The following is a 15,503-nucleotide window of genomic DNA, read 5'->3' as shown; positions in this document are numbered from 1 at the left end:
ACCCGAGATGCGTGTGACCGAACTGAATATCTATCCGCTGAAAAGCGGGCGCGGCATTCCCCTCTCCGAAAGCGCCGTTTCGGCCGAAGGCCTGCCGGGTGACCGCCGCGCGATGTTGATCGATCCCTCCGGCCATTTCATCACCCAGCGCGAATTGCCCGCCATCGCCACAGTTCTGGCCCGGCACGAGGATGGTGGCATGGTGCTTTCACGCGACAAGGACGGCGAGATTTTCGCAAGCCCATCCGGCCAGCGTATGGATGTGGCGGTGTGGAAATCGATCGTCAGCGCCAATATTGCCGATGACGAGACCAACAAGGGGCTTTCGGCCTGGCTCGGACGCGAGGTGAAGCTGGCGTTCTTCGATGATGCCTCGAAACGCATTGCGAGCCTAGAATGGACGGGCAATGAAACGCCCGTCACCTTTGCCGACGGTTACCAGATTCTCGTCACCACCACTGCCTCGCTTGCCGCACTGAACGACAATATGCGGGGAAATGGCGAGGAGGCCGTGGGCATGGAACGTTTCCGGCCCAATATCGTGCTGGATACGGACGAAGCATGGGCTGAGGATCGTTGGGCGGCTATCGAGATTGGCGGCATTCGCTTCGATCTCGTCAAGCCCTGCGCCCGCTGCATCATGACAACACAAGACCAGCTGACCGGCTCCCGCGATGTGCCCTCCCCCATGAAGGCCATGGGCCGCATCCGCATGTCCGGCGACCGGCGTGTGCCTGGGCCGCTCTTTGGCTGGAACGTGACGCCGCGTGGGGAAGGCAGGCTGTCGGTCGGCGATATGGCAAAGGTAATCGAGGAACGCGCCGAGGGCTGGGCGATCAAGAGGCGGTAAGCCTGCGGTTTGGGCCTGACTGGACCTCTAGCGGGCGCGGCATTTTCTTACACATACACACCCCAACATCATTTCTCTTCGCCGGAACAGGAATGATGAGAAGACTGATCCATCACGGCTTCTTCGCACCGACGATCAGAAAGATCGGACGACGATCCTCGTGCTTCAGTTCCGGCCGCTCGGCCATCAAAGCCGGATCAGGCCGTGGTTCCGCCAGGCGCGTCAGGGTAAAACCGGCGGACAGCAGGCCGTTGACAATAGCTGACACGGTGCGGTGATATTTGACCACGTCATCCGCCATCCAGTTGGAGTGACGCACGCCCTCGTTCTGGTAGTTGTCGAGTGGCCAGTGCAGGATTTCGCCGTCCTCGCCATAAAACCAGTCCTGTTTTTCCAGCGCGGTGAAAACGGGGTGTTCGATGGAAAAGATGAAATCACCGCCGGATTTCAGCACCGCAAAAATCTTCGCGAACGCCACGTCGAGATCGCGGACGTAATGCAGGGCAAGAGAACTCAGCGCCACATCGAAACTGTCCCGCGGAAAATCGATGTCTTCGATAGCGGCGCGGCGGTATTCGATCCCCGGGCCGCCGTTGATCTCCGAGGCGCGGCGCAGCATGTTTTCCGATAGATCGATGCCGACGATATGGGCAGCGCCCTCATCCGCTGCATAACGGCAATGCCAGCCAAAACCACAGCCGAGGTCGAGAAAAGACCTGCCTTTCAGATCCGGCAGCGTGGCGCGCAGCTCATGCCATTCGCCGGCCTGGCGCAGCCCCTCCACAGACCGCGGCATGGCGCTGTAACGCTCGAAAAACCCTGCGTCGTCGTAGATATTCTGCTTCATCGTCGTCTTTCCGGTGGTCGCATTCCATCAATGGCATGAATAATGGCCGTCAAGAAAAGTCGCTAGTGGGGCAGGCTGACAAAAGATAATATTCATCCGATCATAGGGGAATCCGCAGCAAGCCATCGCCCTTCTCTTTTAGGTGCAGCGCTGCGATCAGGGGAATATTCATGTCGCAAGCCACACGCCAGACCATGCCCTGGCTGATTATCGCAGCCGGGTCGCTGATTGCGGTCATGACCTTCGGTCCCCGCTCCGCCATGGGCTTTTTTCAATTGCCGATGCTTGCCGATACCGGCTGGGATCGCTCCACCTTCGGTCTCGCCATGGCGTTGCAGAACCTGTTCTGGGGTCTCGGCCAGCCCTTCTTCGGCGCGATGGCGGATAAATACGGCACGGGCCGTGTTCTGGTGCTGTCTGGCATTCTTTACGCCGCGGGCCTTATCTGCATGTCCTTCGGCACCTCGCCCTTCTGGCTGCATTTCGGTGGCGGCGTGCTTGTCGGCCTCGGCATTGCGGCCGGTTCCTTCAGCGTCATTCTTTCCGCCTTCGCACGCCACGTCACGCCGCAGCAGCGCTCGCTTGCCTTCGGCATCGGCACGGCGGCGGGTTCGGCCGGCATGTTCCTGTTTGCACCCATCAGCCAGGGGCTGATTTCCGCCTATGGCTGGTCCGACAGCCTCGTCTGGCTGGCCGCCATGATGGTGCTCGTGCCGCTGCTCGCCTTTTTCATACGCGGCAACTCCTCCTCCGGCAGCCAGTCGCAGGCGCAGTTCCAGCAGACGGCAGGCGAAGCGCTGAAGGAGGCCCTGGGCCATAAGAGCTATCTGCTGCTCACCACCGGTTTCTTCGTCTGCGGCTTTCAGGTGGCTTTCATCACCGCGCATTTCCCGGCCTATCTCGGCGATATCGGCATCGAGCCGCGCTACGCCGTCATCGCCATGGCGCTGATCGGCTTCTTCAACATCATCGGATCGCTCGCCGCCGGCGTCATCGCCCAGCGTTATTCGAAACCCTATATGCTGGCCTATATCTATATCGCCCGCTCGGTCGTGGTTACGGCCTTCCTGCTGCTGCCGCAATCGCCGCTTTCGGTCATCCTCTTCGCTTCCTTCATGGGCATTCTGTGGCTTTCCACAGTGCCGCCCACCAATGCGCTGGTGGCGATCATGTTCGGCACGCGCCATCTCGGCATGCTGGGCGGTGTGGTCTTCCTGACCCACCAGATCGGCTCGTTCCTCGGGGTCTGGCTGGGCGGTTTCCTTTATGACAGGTTCGGCACCTATGATATCGTCTGGTGGCTCGGCGTCGGCATGGGAATTTTTGCCGCCATCGTGCACTGGCCCATTCAGGAGCGACCAGTAGCACGGCCGGCAATGGCCTGAGACTTGAGGGATTTCGCACGTCGTGGCGGAACACCGGGAGGCTAGCTCCCTGAAAATATTCTAGAGCATTTCCGGTGAAAACCGGATCACCTGAAATGCTCTATCTCTTTGTTTTTACGCAGTCCGGACGCAAAATCGCTGACGCACTTTTGCTTGACGTGCTCTAGACGGCCGTATCGAGAGCGGGCGGTGTCGTCCTGCGCTCCAGCGCCTTCAGCGCCGCCTGCACGAAACCGTCGCGGGCGGCGTTTTCATTGAGGCCGCGCGGATCATAGACATGCCTGTGGAGGAAATGACCGGTCAGCCGAAACGCCGCGGCAAGGCTTTCCGGATCGGCCGCCTTCGACTGGCCGTCGCCGAGAAAGGCGGGAAGCGCAAGCATCCTCTCCGCATAGGGTGCGCCCGCCGTGCGGCAGACCGCCCTGCCCGTTTTCGGCGAGACATAGATGAGATCGTTGCGCAGCCCCGTCGCGGCGCATTCGGTCAGGTCAAGGCCAAAACCGAGATCGTTCAGCACCGCCAGTTCGAAGCGCACGAACAATTCGCCCGCATCGACCGGCTCATGGAGATTGTCGAGAATGATATCGAGCGCCTGGTAAAGATGCGGGTGCGGATCGCGCTCCGGCAGAAGCCTCAGCAAAGCGCCCATCGCCTGCACACCGTAAACGGCGGTTGCCGTCTCCATCAGCTGTGCTGCGCGCAATTGCAGTGGTTCAATACGGAATTCGCCGAGATGATCGTGAAGGCGCGCCCGCCAGATGACATCCACCCGGTTTCCCGCCTGCAGCACGGGCTGCATGGTGCGAGACCGGCCGGAGCGCACCATGCCCAGATGGCGGCCGCGCGAAGGGGTCATCACTTCGGCGATGACACTCGTCTCGCCATGGCGTTTAACGCCGAGAATGATCGCCTCATCCTGCCACTGCATGAAACCTGTCCGAATTTCGATTCAAGCCTAATCATAACCGATCTGGCGGCGAAACGTTATTCTTTTACGGCGTCTACGGCGTCGTGCGGCATACCGACAAGTCTCAGAACGAAATCCATGATTTCATTTTCCCCGAAGGGCTTGCCGAGCAAAGGCGAATGCGAGAGGTCATCGGGAAAACCCGTGGTGTCGCCGTAGCCGCTGACGAAGCCGAAGGGAATGCCCACCTCGCGCAATCCGCGCGCGAATTCATAGCTCGTGCCGTCCGTCAGGCTGACATCGAGAAGAACACAATCGGCGCCATCCTGTTCGACGGCCTGCCTTGCCTGCCCGAGCGTGGTGGCGATCACGACCGTTTCCACGCCCATGGACTGGAGAACCGCTTCGACATCAAGCGCCACCAGATATTCATCCTCAACGATGATAACCCGTTGTGGCACCATATGTTTTCTTCTTCCTAAAACAGAGCCGCAAGGCTCGAAGCCGCAGTCTGCGACGTGATCTCAAGCGAGACATCACCAGAGCAGTCGCAAATTGCGGCGCCAGCGTCATTTAAAAAAGACATGTCAAAGGAAGATCAGATGAAGGGTCTCTGCCGCTTTTCGTCACTTTCCCAGCCCGCAACGTTGCTCAACCCGACATCGTCAAGCACCAGACAGCCCTTGTCCGTCCAGCGGATGAGCCCGCGATCCACCAGCTTTCTCAAGGTCTTGTTAGTGTGAACGATGGACAGGCCGAGCGTGTCGGCAACGTGTTGCTGCGTGACCGGGATCGGTGTTTCGCCGGGAATGAGATTGACCGCTTTCGCCTTGCGATAGAGAAACGCGATCAGATAGGCAGCACGCTCCAGCGCGGTGCGCCGGCCGATGCTGAGGAGGTGGTTGTCGAGCATACGTTCCTCGCTCGCCGCGATCCAAGTCAGGTCATAGGCAAGGCTCGGATGATCGGTGAAGAGATTGTTGAGGCGCGACCGCTCGAAGACGCAAAGCGTCACGGGCGACAGCGCCTCCACGGAATGCTGCATTTCCCCCATCACCGTGCCCTGCAGCCCGACGAGATCCCCCGGCATGACATAGTTGAGGATTTGCCGCCTGCCATCTTCCAGCGTCTTGTAACGGAAAGCCCAGCCCTGCAGGACGGTGTAGAGATGGGCGCTGTGTGAGCCTTCCATCAGGATGACGGATCCGCTTTCCACCGCGAGTTCCCCCGTCTTGAAACGGGAGACGAAATCGAGTTCGGGGGAGGAAAAGTCCCGGAAATGCGGCAGATCACGCAGGGGACATTGCTGGCACGGGGTGGTGGAAATTCCGTTCGGTTTTTTTGGCGACATGAATATCCATCATCAAAAAAAGGTTGCGCCCAATTGTTTTCGAACAACCCGCCCGAATGTATTCGGTTCCCGATGGTGGGTGAAGATATCAGGAACTACACCCTCGCTCCGGCGCTTGTCGCGGGAGCGAGGACGAGATGCGATTTAGCCCCGCGGGAATTCGAGACCCATTTCACGGAAGCGCTCGGGGTCATCGCCCCAGTTTTCACGCACCTTCACAAACAGGAAGAGATGCACCGGCTGTTCGAGAATCTCAGACAGTTCCTTGCGCGACGCGGTGGAGATGGCCTTGATCGCATCGCCGTTCTTGCCGAGTGCAATCTTCTTCTGGCTGTCGCGTTCGACATAGATTACCTGCTCGATGCGCACGGAGCCGTCCTTGCGTTCCTCCCACTTTTCCGTCTCCACATGCGAGGCATAGGGCAGTTCCTGATGCAGGCGCAGGAAGAGTTTTTCGCGGGTGATTTCGGCGGCGAGCTGGCGCATGGGCAGGTCGGAGATCTGGTCTTCCGGATAGTACCACGGACCTTCCGGCAGTGCCTCCACCAGATAATCCATCAGGTCTTCGCAGCCCGAACCATTGGTGGCGGAAATCATGAAGGTGCGGTCAAACGCAACTGTTTCATTGGCGGCGGCGGCGAGCTTCAGCAGGTCTTCGCGCTTCACCTGATCGATCTTGTTGAGACACAGGATCTTCTTCTGTGGAACATCCTTCAGTCCTTCGAGAATGGCCTCGGCATCACCCTTGAGGCCGCGTTCGCTATCGATCAGCAGCAGGATGAGATCGGCATCCTTCGCGCCACCCCAGGCGGAGGTGACCATGGCACGATCAAGCCGGCGGCGCGGCTTGAAGATGCCTGGTGTGTCCATGAAAACGATCTGCGCATTCTTGTGAATGGCGATGCCGCGCATCACCGCGCGTGTCGTCTGGACCTTGTGACTGACGATCGAAACCTTGGCGCCCACCAGCCTGTTCACCAGCGTCGACTTGCCGGCATTGGTCGGGCCGATGAGGGCCACAAAGCCGGAACGGGTCGGAAGGGCATTGTCTTCGCCTGTTACGGCGGGATTTTCGTGATCGGTCATGATATCCATCAAGGTCAGAGGTATTCAACATGCGGCCAAAGGGTCCGCCATGCGCTCGATTGCAGCACCCTTTCAGGGCACTCAGTCTCAGGTGGAGGATTTCTGCCAGACGCCTTCGCGTTCCAGCAATCTGGTTGCCGCCACCTGTTCGGCCGCGCGCTTGGAGCGCTCGACACCGGTTTCCGGCTTCACGCCGGGTATTTCCACCGTCACCGTAAAGCGCGGATCGTGATCCGGTCCGGAACGATCGTCAATACGGTAAGAGGGCGTGGTCGCAAATCTGGCATGCGCCCATTCCTGCAATTCGGTCTTGGCATCGCGCCGACCGGCATCCACGCTGGTTGCGCGGCCCTGCCAGTATTTCAGAATGAATTTGCGCGATGCTTCCAGCCCGCCATCCAGATAGATGGTGGCGATCAGGCTTTCGACGACGTCGGCGCGCACGTTGAGCATCGCCTTGCCGGTGAGCTTCTTCACGTCCGATCCGGTGCGGATGAAATTGTGCAGGCCCATCTCGTCGCCGATCGCAGCGCAGGATTCGGCGCTCACGAGCTGGTTCAGACGGACGGAGAGTTCACCTTCGGTGGCGTTGCGGAAGGTGGAGAACAGCAGTTCGGCGACGCAGAGGCCGAGAACGCGGTCCCCTAAAAATTCCAGCCGCTCATAATTGCCGGCCGCGGCGGAGCGGGCGCTGGCATGGGTCAAGGCCCGGTCGAGCCGGGCCTTTTCCTTGAACTCATATCCGATCAACGCTTCCAGACGGGAAATCTCGTCCGCGGAAAGCGGCTTGGTCTTGCTCATCCCACAACCTTGAACAGGCGGTCCCAACGCATGTTGGCCGGCCATTCCCAAATGCGGCTGAACGGCGTGTCGTTGCCCAGCGAGAAGAAGATGACGCTGGCGCGGCCGATCAGGTTTTCTTCCGGCACAAAACCGACGTCGAAGCGGCTGTCGAGAGAATTGTCCCTGTTGTCGCCCATCATGAAATAGTGGCCTTCCGGCACCACGAATTCGCGGGTGTTGTCACCGCGCGAGTCGGGCGACTGGTCGAGCGTGTCGTAGGTGACGCCGTTGTCGAGCGTTTCGCGGAAGACAGGCACATTGGTGCCGGGATCGGCACGGTAATCGGAGGTGAAGGTGCCATCGGGCTGCTTCGGAACCGGCTGGCCGTTGATGAAGAGTACGCCGTTCGTCACCTGCACGCGGTCACCCGGCAGGCCGACAAGGCGCTTGATGTAATCCACTTCAGGATTGGGTGGCAGGCGGAAGACCACGACATCGCCGCGCTTCGGCTTGCTGAATTCGAGGATGCGGCCGGAGAAGAGGTTCGGCGAGAAAGGCAGCGAATATTTCGAATAGCCGTAGGAGAACTTGTTGACGAAAAGATAGTCGCCAACCAGCAGTGTCGGCATCATCGAGCCCGACGGGATCGTGAAGGGCTGAAACAGCACGGTGCGGATGACCATGGCCAGCAGCAGCGCCTGAATGATGACCTTGACGTTCTCCCAGAGGGCGTTCTGCTTCTTCTCAGCTTTTTCGGACACTTATAGACCTGCCTGATTGTTCCCCGGCTCCTTCGATCTCAGAAGCTCCCGGGCCGTTGCTTGTCGCGCCTGCGGCGGGTGATGCTGTTTCACGCAGCCGGCAACGCTTTCATATTTCTGCGACTTCTCTAGAACCTTTCCAGCCGGAAGGGAAGCGCTTCTGTGACACGCTCACAAATAGAGCGCCTTTACGGCGGCAGCACGCCTTACCCGTTCACGGGAAGCGCCTCGATAATCACAAATGCCTGAGCATAAGGAAAGTCGTCCGTGATCGTCAGATGGATATTGGCGCGGTGGCCGGCGGGCAGCATCGCGGCCAGCCTCTCCCCTGCACCGTTGGTCAGGATCATGGTCGGCTTGCCGCCCGGCAGATTGACGACACCCATATCCTTCCAGAAAACGCCGTTCGCAAGCCCGGTCCCAAGCGCCTTGGAACAGGCTTCCTTGGCGGCGAAACGTTTGGCGTAAGACGCGGCGCGGTTTTTCCGACCATCCGATTTCGCCCGCTCGATGTCGGTGAAACAACGATGGGTGAAACGTTCGCCAAAGCGCTCGATCGATTTTTCGACGCGGCGGATGTCGATCAGGTCGCTGCCCAATCCAATGATCATTTCAACATCTCCAGAGAGGCATTTTTATTGGCGGCGCGGTGGGCGAGATTTTCCATCTTGCGCCGCTGGAAGCCGCTGACGAGGCCGTAGACGGCGACATAGGCAATCACGGCGCTGATGGCGGCTGGAAACAGGGCGCCGATGGTCATGGGTTCCAACACCGGCGTCCATATCTGCCGGAATTCGAGATGGCTGAACAGCGCGACAAAATCCACATGCGCCGCACTGGCGGTCTTCTGCCGGCCGAGGATGAAGTGCCCCAGCTCCCAGGTGGACGCCCAGATGAACGGAAATGTCAAAGGATTGGCGAAGGTGGTGCCGAGCGCTGCCGCCACGAGATTGACGCGCATGAGGAAACCCAGCGCCATCGCGATGACGATATGGACCCCGAGAAAGGGTGTCCACGCCACGCCAACGCCAATGGCGACACCGGCGGCAACCGAATGGGGAGAAGCGGAAAGCCTGAGCAGACGCAGCTTCATATAGCGCAGCGACCGGGAAAAACCCGTGCGCGGCCAAAACAAGTCACGAATCTTTTCTGAAAAACCAACGGGTTCACGGCGGCGAAACGGCATGGAGTGCAGTTTATTTCATCACTCGGGCTGAGCCAAGAGCATCATGGACGACGCAAGGCTTTCTTTTGAAGGTCTATTCCCCGCGTCCGTCATGCCGCCCTTGATCTGGCATTCCGCCGATACTGCGCGGCTTCACCAGATGAATACGAACCTTGCCGGACACTCTGACGTCATCCTCGGGCTTGTCCCGAGGATCTGCAACCGATTGATTTAATTCGACGTGATAAGATTCTTGGGACAAGCCCAAGAATGACGTCGAGGAAATAAGCACCCTCTCGCCGTCAACCTTGCTTCAAAAGCAACGTGTCCTGTCATTTAGACCGGACAAAGGTGGACGCCCGCTTGAAGCGCGCATTCACATCGTTTTGCGAGACACAGCGATGCACAGGCCGATACGGCTACATCTCACTGGCCTCATACGCATGGCGAGGGGCTGCCATGCGCTCAGCGCATTACCGGCGGAACAGACCGCGGTCGATTTCGCGCTGGCGGAACTCGAGGTCGACATTCGATACCGAGCCGCTGAGGTATTCGAATTCGCGTTCCTGCGAGGTCTTGCCACGAACGGCACGGGCGATTTTGCGAAGCGGAGTAAACATGATTTTCGGTCCTTTCGGTTTGGAACTGGCGTTTCTCATCGGTGTAAGTTCACCGGCACGCCGCGTTTCCTTCTCTTCAATTTCTGAAAGGAAGATAGTCACAAACCGTCTCCACGACCAGAGACAGGAAAGGGTCGCTGCCATGCATTCAGCGCATAACAGCGGCCTTCAGGTATTTTCCACAGGTCAAAAATGCCTCAATCGAAGGCACGCGTGACAGTTGACACGCAATCCAGATCCTTGAGCTGCGACAGCAATTGGTTCAGCTGCCGCAAATCCCAGACTTCGACATCCAGTGCCAGCTCGGAGAAGTCCGTACCGATGCGGACCATGTTGAGCCCACGGATGTTGACGTCGAGCGTTGCGATCGACTGCGCCACCGATGCGAGCGTGCCCGGCTCGTTCAGCGCATTGATCATCACCCGCGCCATGAAGCGCGACTTGTTCGCCTCATCCAGGTCCCAACGCACATCGATCCAGCGTTCCGGCTCGTCATCGAAGCGTTGCAGCGCCGGCGCCTGGATTGGATAGATGGTGATGCCCTTGCCTTTTTCCATGATCCCGACGATGCGATCCCCCGGCACGGCCCCGGCGGCACTGAAGTGCACGTCGAGATTGCCGGAAAGGCCGCGGATCGGCAATGGATCGGGTCCGTCCAGCATTTCAGCCGCGCCGTCATCTTCCAGAACCGAGCGCGATTTGCCGGGGATCTTGAAGACCATGCCCGAGGCGCTGCGCATGTTGAACCAGCCATCGTCGCCGGTCATCTTCACCGTCACGCGCTCGTCCTGATAATCCGGGAATACCGCGCGCAGGACATCGAGCGAGGAAACCTCGCCACGGCCAACGGCGGCGATGGCATCCTCGACATCCTTCTGAGCCAGACGATGCAGCACGGGTTTCAGCGCTTCACGCGAGAAGGCCTTGCCGGCGCGCTCGAAGGTGCGCTCGAGAATACGATAGCCGAGACCGGAATATTGCTTGCGGATGGCCATGCGAGTGGCGCGGCGGATGGCAGAGCGGGCCTTGCCCGTGACCACCACCTCTTCCCATGCGGCGGGCGGAACCTGCACGCCGGAGCGGATGATCTCCACCTCGTCGCCATTGTTCAGCCGGGTGACGAGCGGCATGATCCGCCCGTTGATCTTGGCGCCGACAGTCGTGTCGCCGATATTGGTGTGCACCGCATAGGCGAAATCGATAGGTGTCGCGCCGCGCGGTAGCGCAATCAGCTTGCCCTTGGGCGTGAAGCAGAACACCTGGTCCTGGAAAAGCTCGAGCTTGGTGTGTTCGAGGAATTCTTCCGGGCTATCGCCTTCAGCCAGCGATTCGATGGTGTGGCGCAGCCAGGAATAGGCGTTGCTTTCTTTCGAAAGCAGGTCGCCCTCCCCGTTTTCGCCATCCTTGTAGAGCGCATGGGCGGCGATGCCGAATTCGGCTATCTCGTGCATGCGCTTGGTGCGAATCTGCAGTTCGATACGCTGGCGCGACGGGCCGACGATCGTGGTGTGGATGGAGCGATAGTCGTTCTGCTTCGGCGTGGAGATGTAATCCTTGAAGCGACCGGGCACCACGCGCCAGCGGGTGTGCACGATGCCAAGCGCCCGGTAGCAGGCGGGGATATCATCGACCAGAATGCGGAAGCCGTAGACATCGGACAGTTGCTCGAAGGAGAGCGACTTCGACTGCATCTTGCGGAATACCGAATACGGTTTTTTCTGTCGTCCTTTTACGCCCGCACCCAAAAGGCCGTTGGCCACCAGCAACTCCCGCAGTTCGTCCTCGATCTTCTTGATCAAGCCTTCATTGCGGGTTTCCAGTTCCTGCAGGCGGTTGGTGACCGTCTCATAGGCTTCTGGGTTGAGATAACGGAAGGACAGATCCTCCAGTTCGTCGCGCATATCCTGCATACCCATGCGACCAGCGAGCGGCGCATAGATTTCCATGGTCTCCTCGGAAATGCGGCTGCGCTTGTCGTCCGGCATATATTCCATGGTACGCATGTTATGCAGGCGGTCGGCGAGCTTCACCAGGAGAACGCGAACGTCGTCGGAAATGGCGAGCAGCAACTTGCGCAGGTTTTCCGCCTGCTTCGCCTTGCGGGTGACGAGATCGAGCTTCTTGAGTTTGGTGAGCCCTTCAACCAGTCGGCCGATATCTTCGCCGAACAGCTCGTCGATTTCAGCGCGAGTGGCGGTAGTGTCCTCGATCGTATCGTGCAGCAGCGCCACCGCGATGGTCGATTCGTCGAGATGCATTTCGGTGAGGATCGCGGCAACTTCCAGCGGATGCGAAATATAGGGGTCGCCATTGGCCCGCTTCTGCTGGCCGTGTTTCTGCATGGCATACACATAGGCCTTGTTCAGCAGGGCCTCATTCGCATCCGGTTTGTATTTTTGAACCCGCTCGACGAGTTCGTATTGCCGCATCATGCGATATTCCACAAAAAGAAAGCGCGCCAACCATGGGGTCGGCGCACAATGCTGCATCAATAGGGATCAGATTATGACGGCAACTATTGACAGACGGTAACCACCACCCGCCAAAGACGTCATAAAATCCTATCAATAATCGTCATTTTTTTCCGGCGGCACAAGGCCTTCGATGCCAGCCAGCAGTTCTTCTTCCGACATCTGGTCGAAAGTCACGGTTTCCGGCTGGTCCTCGTCTTCGCTATCGGCAGATGCGGCTGCAAGCGTAACCGGATCGGGCTCGGGCTCGTCCACTTCCACATGCTTCTGCAGCGAATGGATGAGGTCTTCCTTCAGATCGTCGGGAGACAGGGTCTCGTCGGCGATTTCGCGCAGCGCCACGACAGGGTTCTTGTCGTTATCGCGGTCAACCGTGATGGAGGACCCTTGAGAAATCTGGCGCGCACGGTGGCTGGCGAGAAGCACCAGTTCGAAACGGTTGTCTACTTTATCAATGCAATCTTCAACTGTGACGCGGGCCATTGCCTGTCCTTTGCGTGTCGTAATGTCGTGGATCAGAGCGCCGTGCTTTCTTGAGGATGCACAAGGGATGCTCTAACCTATTGAATCTGCGCTTCGTGCCTTGCGAAAAACGCTTGGGATTCCTCGCGACGAAGCCTTCCAGCTTCCGATACAGCCATTGGCCGCGGAATTCAAGTTTTTCCTGTCTTTGGCGTCTTTTGGCACCTTATTGCCCTTGTTTGGCGTCTGATGAACAAAATGTCTAGAAGAATTGTCTTGGAATACGGGTGAAGTTACCTTACTTAAAACGCAACGGCGCTACGCAAAATTCGTTGATACGACTTTATTTTTCGCGTTTGCGACCGGAAATAAAAGCCAGATAATGGCCTTTCCAAAAAAAGGAATGGGATGGAATGTTCGATCCACGGGAGAAAATTGCGCTCTTTATAGACGGAGCCAATCTTTATGCAGCATCGAAAAGCCTGGGGTTCGATATCGACTATCGCAAGCTTCTGAAGGCGTTTCAGAAGCGCGGCTATCTGCTGCGCGCCTATTATTACACCGCATTGATCGAGGATCAGGAATATTCCTCGATCCGTCCGCTGATCGACTGGCTGGATTATAACGGCTACAAGGTCGTGACGAAGCCGGCGAAGGAATTCACCGACGCGCTCGGCCGCCGAAAGATCAAGGGCAACATGGATATCGAACTCGCAGTCGATGCCATGGAACAGTCCGAAACGGTCGATCACCTGGTGCTGTTCTCCGGCGACGGCGATTTCACCACGCTGGTGGATGCACTGCAGCGCAAGGGCCGCAAGGTTTCCGTGGTTTCCACCATGGCCACGCAGCCCGCCATGATTGCCGACGACCTGCGCAGGCAGGCCGACCACTTCATCGATCTGATGACGCTGAAGGCCGAAATCGGCCGCGACCCGAACGAGCGCCCTGTGCGTCACGCCGAGGGTCCTGAGACGGTCTGATCCCAGCTTTTGCTGCGAAGACATCATCAACGCGTCCGTCCAAAAGACGGGCGCGTTTTTGTTTGGCGTGACGCCGGCGCGGTAAAAATTCTTTTTAGAATTAACAAACATCAAATTCGATAAGTCAAAATTATAACTTGGTTAATTTTAGAGGTGTCTAAAAGATGTAACGGCGCCAACGATATGATTTCGGTGCCAAATCAGGATATTTAGACATGCATGGCCAAGCAAAAACCGACCGACAACTCGACGAAAGACTGAATTTTCTGGGACTTGGTCACGAGCAACGGAAAAATCTCTCCGAGATGAAAGGCGTTATCACCGGCTCTCTCGATGCGTCTCTCGATCGTTTTTATACGAAGGTTCGCTCGGTGCCGGAGACGGCGAAGTTTTTCTCCAGCGAGGCGCATATCCACCACGCCAAGAGCATGCAGCTCAAACATTGGTCAAGGATCGCCTCCGGCACATTCAATGCGGATTATACCGACGCCGTGACCGCCATTGGCCGTACCCACGCGAGACTGGGCCTGGAGCCCAGATGGTACATTGGCGGTTATGCGCTGATGCTCGACGGCATCGTCAAGGCGGTGATCGAGTCCGAGTTGAAGGGCCTGTTCATGGAAAAGAAGGCCAAAAAGGTGAAGGAAGCCCTGTCCGCCACCATCAAGGCCGCCCTTCTCGACATGGACTACTCCATCTCCGTCTATCTCGACGTGCTTGCCACAGAACGGCAAAAGGTGGAGGCCGAGCAGGCGCAAATGAAGAAGGAGCAGGATCACGTTCTTGAACTGCTCAACAATGCGCTGAACAAGCTGGCAAATGGCGATCTCACCTCCAGCATCAGCGAAAAGACCGCGCCGCAATTCGAAGGGCTGATCGACAATTTCAATACCGCCGTTGGCAATCTCTCCGGCGCATTTGCGCAGATCGTCGAAGAGGCGAACAAGATTTCGGGCAATACCCGTGAACTGACTTCTGCGACCGACGACATGGCCCGGCGCACGGAACAGCAGGCCGCCGCGCTGGAGGAAACCGCCGCCGCCGTCGAAGAAATCACCACCATTTCCAAGCTCTCGGCCCAGCGCTCCGAAGAGGCGAAGTCCATCGTCGAAAGCTCGGCCATCGAGGCGGCGCGCTCGCGCGATGTGGTGACGGATGCAGTGGAGGCAATGGGCGCGATTGAGGAATCGTCGCAGAAGATCACCCAGATCATCTCCGTGATCGACGAGATTTCATTCCAGACCAATCTTCTGGCGCTGAATGCCGGCGTGGAAGCCGCACGCGCCGGCGAGGCTGGCAAGGGTTTCGCCGTTGTCGCCCAGGAAGTGCGCGAGCTCGCACAGCGTTCCGCCAATGCCGCCAAGGAAATCAAGGCGCTGATCGCCAAATCTTCCGAGGACGTGATGCAGGGCGTTTCGCTGGTCAACAAGACGGGGGAATCCTTAAACACGATCGGCAACAAGGTCGATCACATCAAGGATCACATCACCTCGCTCACCAAAGCCGCGCAGGAACAGTCTGTCGGCATTCAGGAAATCAGTGCGGCTATCAACAGCATGGATAATCTGACCCAGAAGAATGCGGCGATGGTGGAAGAAACCAATGCGGCCACGCATAATCTGGGCGATGTCAGCGCCAATCTGGCAGCGCTGGTCAGCCGGTTCAGCGTTTCGGCTTCGAAGGCTTATGTGGAGCGGACGTATCGGGCGGCGTGAGCAGGCGCCCCCCCCTACTCTCCTCATTCCTGTGCTTGTCACAGGAATCCAGCCGACACGCGTCTGCGTGGCGGGAAGAGCCCTTTCAGCCCAAGGACTTGGGCTGACTGGATTCCT

The 15,503-nt window shown here is 58.3% G+C and carries 16 protein-coding genes; 4 read left to right on the top strand and 12 right to left on the bottom strand.

Going from position 1 to position 15,503, the window contains the following annotated elements:
* The first annotated feature begins 7 nt into the window (after positions 1 to 7).
* Positions 8 to 850 (top strand): MOSC domain-containing protein, encoded by an 843-nt coding sequence (locus tag ACFVTJ_RS08190; protein ID WP_386906248.1) that lies wholly within the window; start codon positions 8 to 10, stop codon positions 848 to 850.
* A 112-nt stretch (positions 851 to 962) separates the two neighbouring features.
* On the opposite strand, the gene ACFVTJ_RS08185 is transcribed toward ACFVTJ_RS08190, so the two are convergent.
* Positions 963 to 1,697 (bottom strand): class I SAM-dependent methyltransferase, encoded by a 735-nt coding sequence (locus tag ACFVTJ_RS08185; protein ID WP_386906246.1) that lies wholly within the window; start codon positions 1,695 to 1,697, stop codon positions 963 to 965.
* A gap of 170 nt (positions 1,698 to 1,867) precedes the next feature.
* Between ACFVTJ_RS08185 and ACFVTJ_RS08180 the strand changes: the two genes are divergently transcribed.
* Entirely contained in the window at positions 1,868 to 3,082 is a 1,215-nt protein-coding gene (locus ACFVTJ_RS08180) for an MFS transporter (protein WP_386906244.1), read from the top strand.
* A gap of 163 nt (positions 3,083 to 3,245) precedes the next feature.
* Here ACFVTJ_RS08180 and recO read toward each other — a convergent pair whose 3' ends face one another.
* The 11 genes from recO to rpoZ form a co-directional block, all read right to left on the bottom strand.
* On the bottom strand, positions 3,246 to 4,010 hold the full coding sequence (gene recO, locus ACFVTJ_RS08175; RefSeq protein ID WP_386906242.1) for a DNA repair protein RecO: 765 nt from the start codon (positions 4,008 to 4,010) through the stop codon (positions 3,246 to 3,248).
* 56 nt (positions 4,011 to 4,066) lie between these two features.
* The gene (locus tag ACFVTJ_RS08170; protein WP_386906240.1) at positions 4,067 to 4,453 is read right to left on the bottom strand and encodes a response regulator; all 387 of its coding nucleotides are present in this window, start codon (positions 4,451 to 4,453) and stop codon (positions 4,067 to 4,069) included.
* A 134-nt stretch (positions 4,454 to 4,587) separates the two neighbouring features.
* Positions 4,588 to 5,340 (bottom strand): Crp/Fnr family transcriptional regulator, encoded by a 753-nt coding sequence (locus ACFVTJ_RS08165; RefSeq protein WP_386906238.1) that lies wholly within the window; start codon positions 5,338 to 5,340, stop codon positions 4,588 to 4,590.
* Positions 5,341 to 5,484: 144 nt separating this feature from the next.
* Positions 5,485 to 6,435: a GTPase Era gene (gene era, locus ACFVTJ_RS08160; RefSeq protein WP_386906236.1), complete on the bottom strand. Its 951-nt coding sequence runs from the start codon at positions 6,433 to 6,435 to the stop codon at positions 5,485 to 5,487.
* A 78-nt stretch (positions 6,436 to 6,513) separates the two neighbouring features.
* The gene (gene rnc / locus ACFVTJ_RS08155; protein ID WP_080791041.1) at positions 6,514 to 7,227 is read right to left on the bottom strand and encodes a ribonuclease III; all 714 of its coding nucleotides are present in this window, start codon (positions 7,225 to 7,227) and stop codon (positions 6,514 to 6,516) included.
* Complete coding sequence (gene lepB / locus ACFVTJ_RS08150; RefSeq protein WP_006311536.1) at positions 7,224 to 7,970, bottom strand: signal peptidase I; 747 nt, start codon at positions 7,968 to 7,970, stop codon at positions 7,224 to 7,226. The genes rnc and lepB overlap by 4 nt, the downstream gene beginning before the upstream one ends.
* Before the next feature lie 206 nt (positions 7,971 to 8,176).
* Positions 8,177 to 8,581 (bottom strand): holo-ACP synthase, encoded by a 405-nt coding sequence (gene acpS / locus ACFVTJ_RS08145; RefSeq protein WP_006311535.1) that lies wholly within the window; start codon positions 8,579 to 8,581, stop codon positions 8,177 to 8,179.
* Positions 8,578 to 9,156: a DUF2062 domain-containing protein gene (locus ACFVTJ_RS08140; RefSeq protein ID WP_386906233.1), complete on the bottom strand. Its 579-nt coding sequence runs from the start codon at positions 9,154 to 9,156 to the stop codon at positions 8,578 to 8,580. Before ACFVTJ_RS08140 ends, acpS begins: the two co-directional genes overlap by 4 nt.
* A gap of 452 nt (positions 9,157 to 9,608) precedes the next feature.
* Positions 9,609 to 9,755, bottom strand: coding sequence for a DUF3563 domain-containing protein (locus tag ACFVTJ_RS08135; RefSeq protein ID WP_386906231.1), 147 nt, complete (start codon positions 9,753 to 9,755; stop codon positions 9,609 to 9,611).
* Positions 9,756 to 9,952: 197 nt separating this feature from the next.
* Positions 9,953 to 12,187: a RelA/SpoT family protein gene (locus tag ACFVTJ_RS08130; protein ID WP_386906229.1), complete on the bottom strand. Its 2,235-nt coding sequence runs from the start codon at positions 12,185 to 12,187 to the stop codon at positions 9,953 to 9,955.
* A gap of 132 nt (positions 12,188 to 12,319) precedes the next feature.
* Positions 12,320 to 12,709, bottom strand: a complete 390-nt coding sequence (gene rpoZ, locus ACFVTJ_RS08125) for a DNA-directed RNA polymerase subunit omega (protein ID WP_386906227.1) — start codon at positions 12,707 to 12,709, stop codon at positions 12,320 to 12,322.
* A 392-nt stretch (positions 12,710 to 13,101) separates the two neighbouring features.
* On the opposite strand from rpoZ, the gene ACFVTJ_RS08120 reads away from it, so the two are divergent.
* Positions 13,102 to 13,671, top strand: a complete 570-nt coding sequence (locus tag ACFVTJ_RS08120; RefSeq protein ID WP_003509957.1) for an NYN domain-containing protein — start codon at positions 13,102 to 13,104, stop codon at positions 13,669 to 13,671.
* Between the two features lie 215 nt (positions 13,672 to 13,886).
* Positions 13,887 to 15,386, top strand: a complete 1,500-nt coding sequence (locus ACFVTJ_RS08115; RefSeq protein WP_386906225.1) for a methyl-accepting chemotaxis protein — start codon at positions 13,887 to 13,889, stop codon at positions 15,384 to 15,386.
* The last annotated feature ends 117 nt before the right edge of the window (positions 15,387 to 15,503 follow it).

This window comes from Agrobacterium sp. NPDC058088, from assembly GCF_042885035.1.
Taxonomy (GTDB): Bacteria; Pseudomonadota; Alphaproteobacteria; order Rhizobiales; family Rhizobiaceae; genus Agrobacterium.
Note: the sequence above shows the minus strand (reverse complement) of the source record. Positions and strands in the feature narration are given on the sequence as shown.

Excerpts from the sequence above, each read along its gene's own strand:
- ACFVTJ_RS08130 (WP_386906229.1), bottom strand. The coding sequence starts at position 12,187 with ATGATGCGGCAATACGAACTCGTCGAGCGGGTTCAAAAATACAAACCG.
- ACFVTJ_RS08120 (WP_003509957.1), top strand. The coding sequence starts at position 13,102 with ATGTTCGATCCACGGGAGAAAATTGCGCTCTTTATAGACGGAGCCAAT.
- rpoZ (WP_386906227.1), bottom strand. The coding sequence starts at position 12,709 with ATGGCCCGCGTCACAGTTGAAGATTGCATTGATAAAGTAGACAACCGT.
- ACFVTJ_RS08135 (WP_386906231.1), bottom strand. The coding sequence starts at position 9,755 with ATGTTTACTCCGCTTCGCAAAATCGCCCGTGCCGTTCGTGGCAAGACC.
- recO (WP_386906242.1), bottom strand. The coding sequence starts at position 4,010 with ATGCAGTGGCAGGATGAGGCGATCATTCTCGGCGTTAAACGCCATGGC.
- ACFVTJ_RS08140 (WP_386906233.1), bottom strand. The coding sequence starts at position 9,156 with ATGCCGTTTCGCCGCCGTGAACCCGTTGGTTTTTCAGAAAAGATTCGT.
- ACFVTJ_RS08190 (WP_386906248.1), top strand. The coding sequence starts at position 8 with ATGCGTGTGACCGAACTGAATATCTATCCGCTGAAAAGCGGGCGCGGC.
- ACFVTJ_RS08180 (WP_386906244.1), top strand. The coding sequence starts at position 1,868 with ATGTCGCAAGCCACACGCCAGACCATGCCCTGGCTGATTATCGCAGCC.
- rnc (WP_080791041.1), bottom strand. The coding sequence starts at position 7,227 with ATGAGCAAGACCAAGCCGCTTTCCGCGGACGAGATTTCCCGTCTGGAA.
- ACFVTJ_RS08185 (WP_386906246.1), bottom strand. The coding sequence starts at position 1,697 with ATGAAGCAGAATATCTACGACGACGCAGGGTTTTTCGAGCGTTACAGC.
- era (WP_386906236.1), bottom strand. The coding sequence starts at position 6,435 with ATGGATATCATGACCGATCACGAAAATCCCGCCGTAACAGGCGAAGAC.
- ACFVTJ_RS08115 (WP_386906225.1), top strand. The coding sequence starts at position 13,887 with ATGCATGGCCAAGCAAAAACCGACCGACAACTCGACGAAAGACTGAAT.
- acpS (WP_006311535.1), bottom strand. The coding sequence starts at position 8,581 with ATGATCATTGGATTGGGCAGCGACCTGATCGACATCCGCCGCGTCGAA.
- ACFVTJ_RS08165 (WP_386906238.1), bottom strand. The coding sequence starts at position 5,340 with ATGTCGCCAAAAAAACCGAACGGAATTTCCACCACCCCGTGCCAGCAA.
- ACFVTJ_RS08170 (WP_386906240.1), bottom strand. The coding sequence starts at position 4,453 with ATGGTGCCACAACGGGTTATCATCGTTGAGGATGAATATCTGGTGGCG.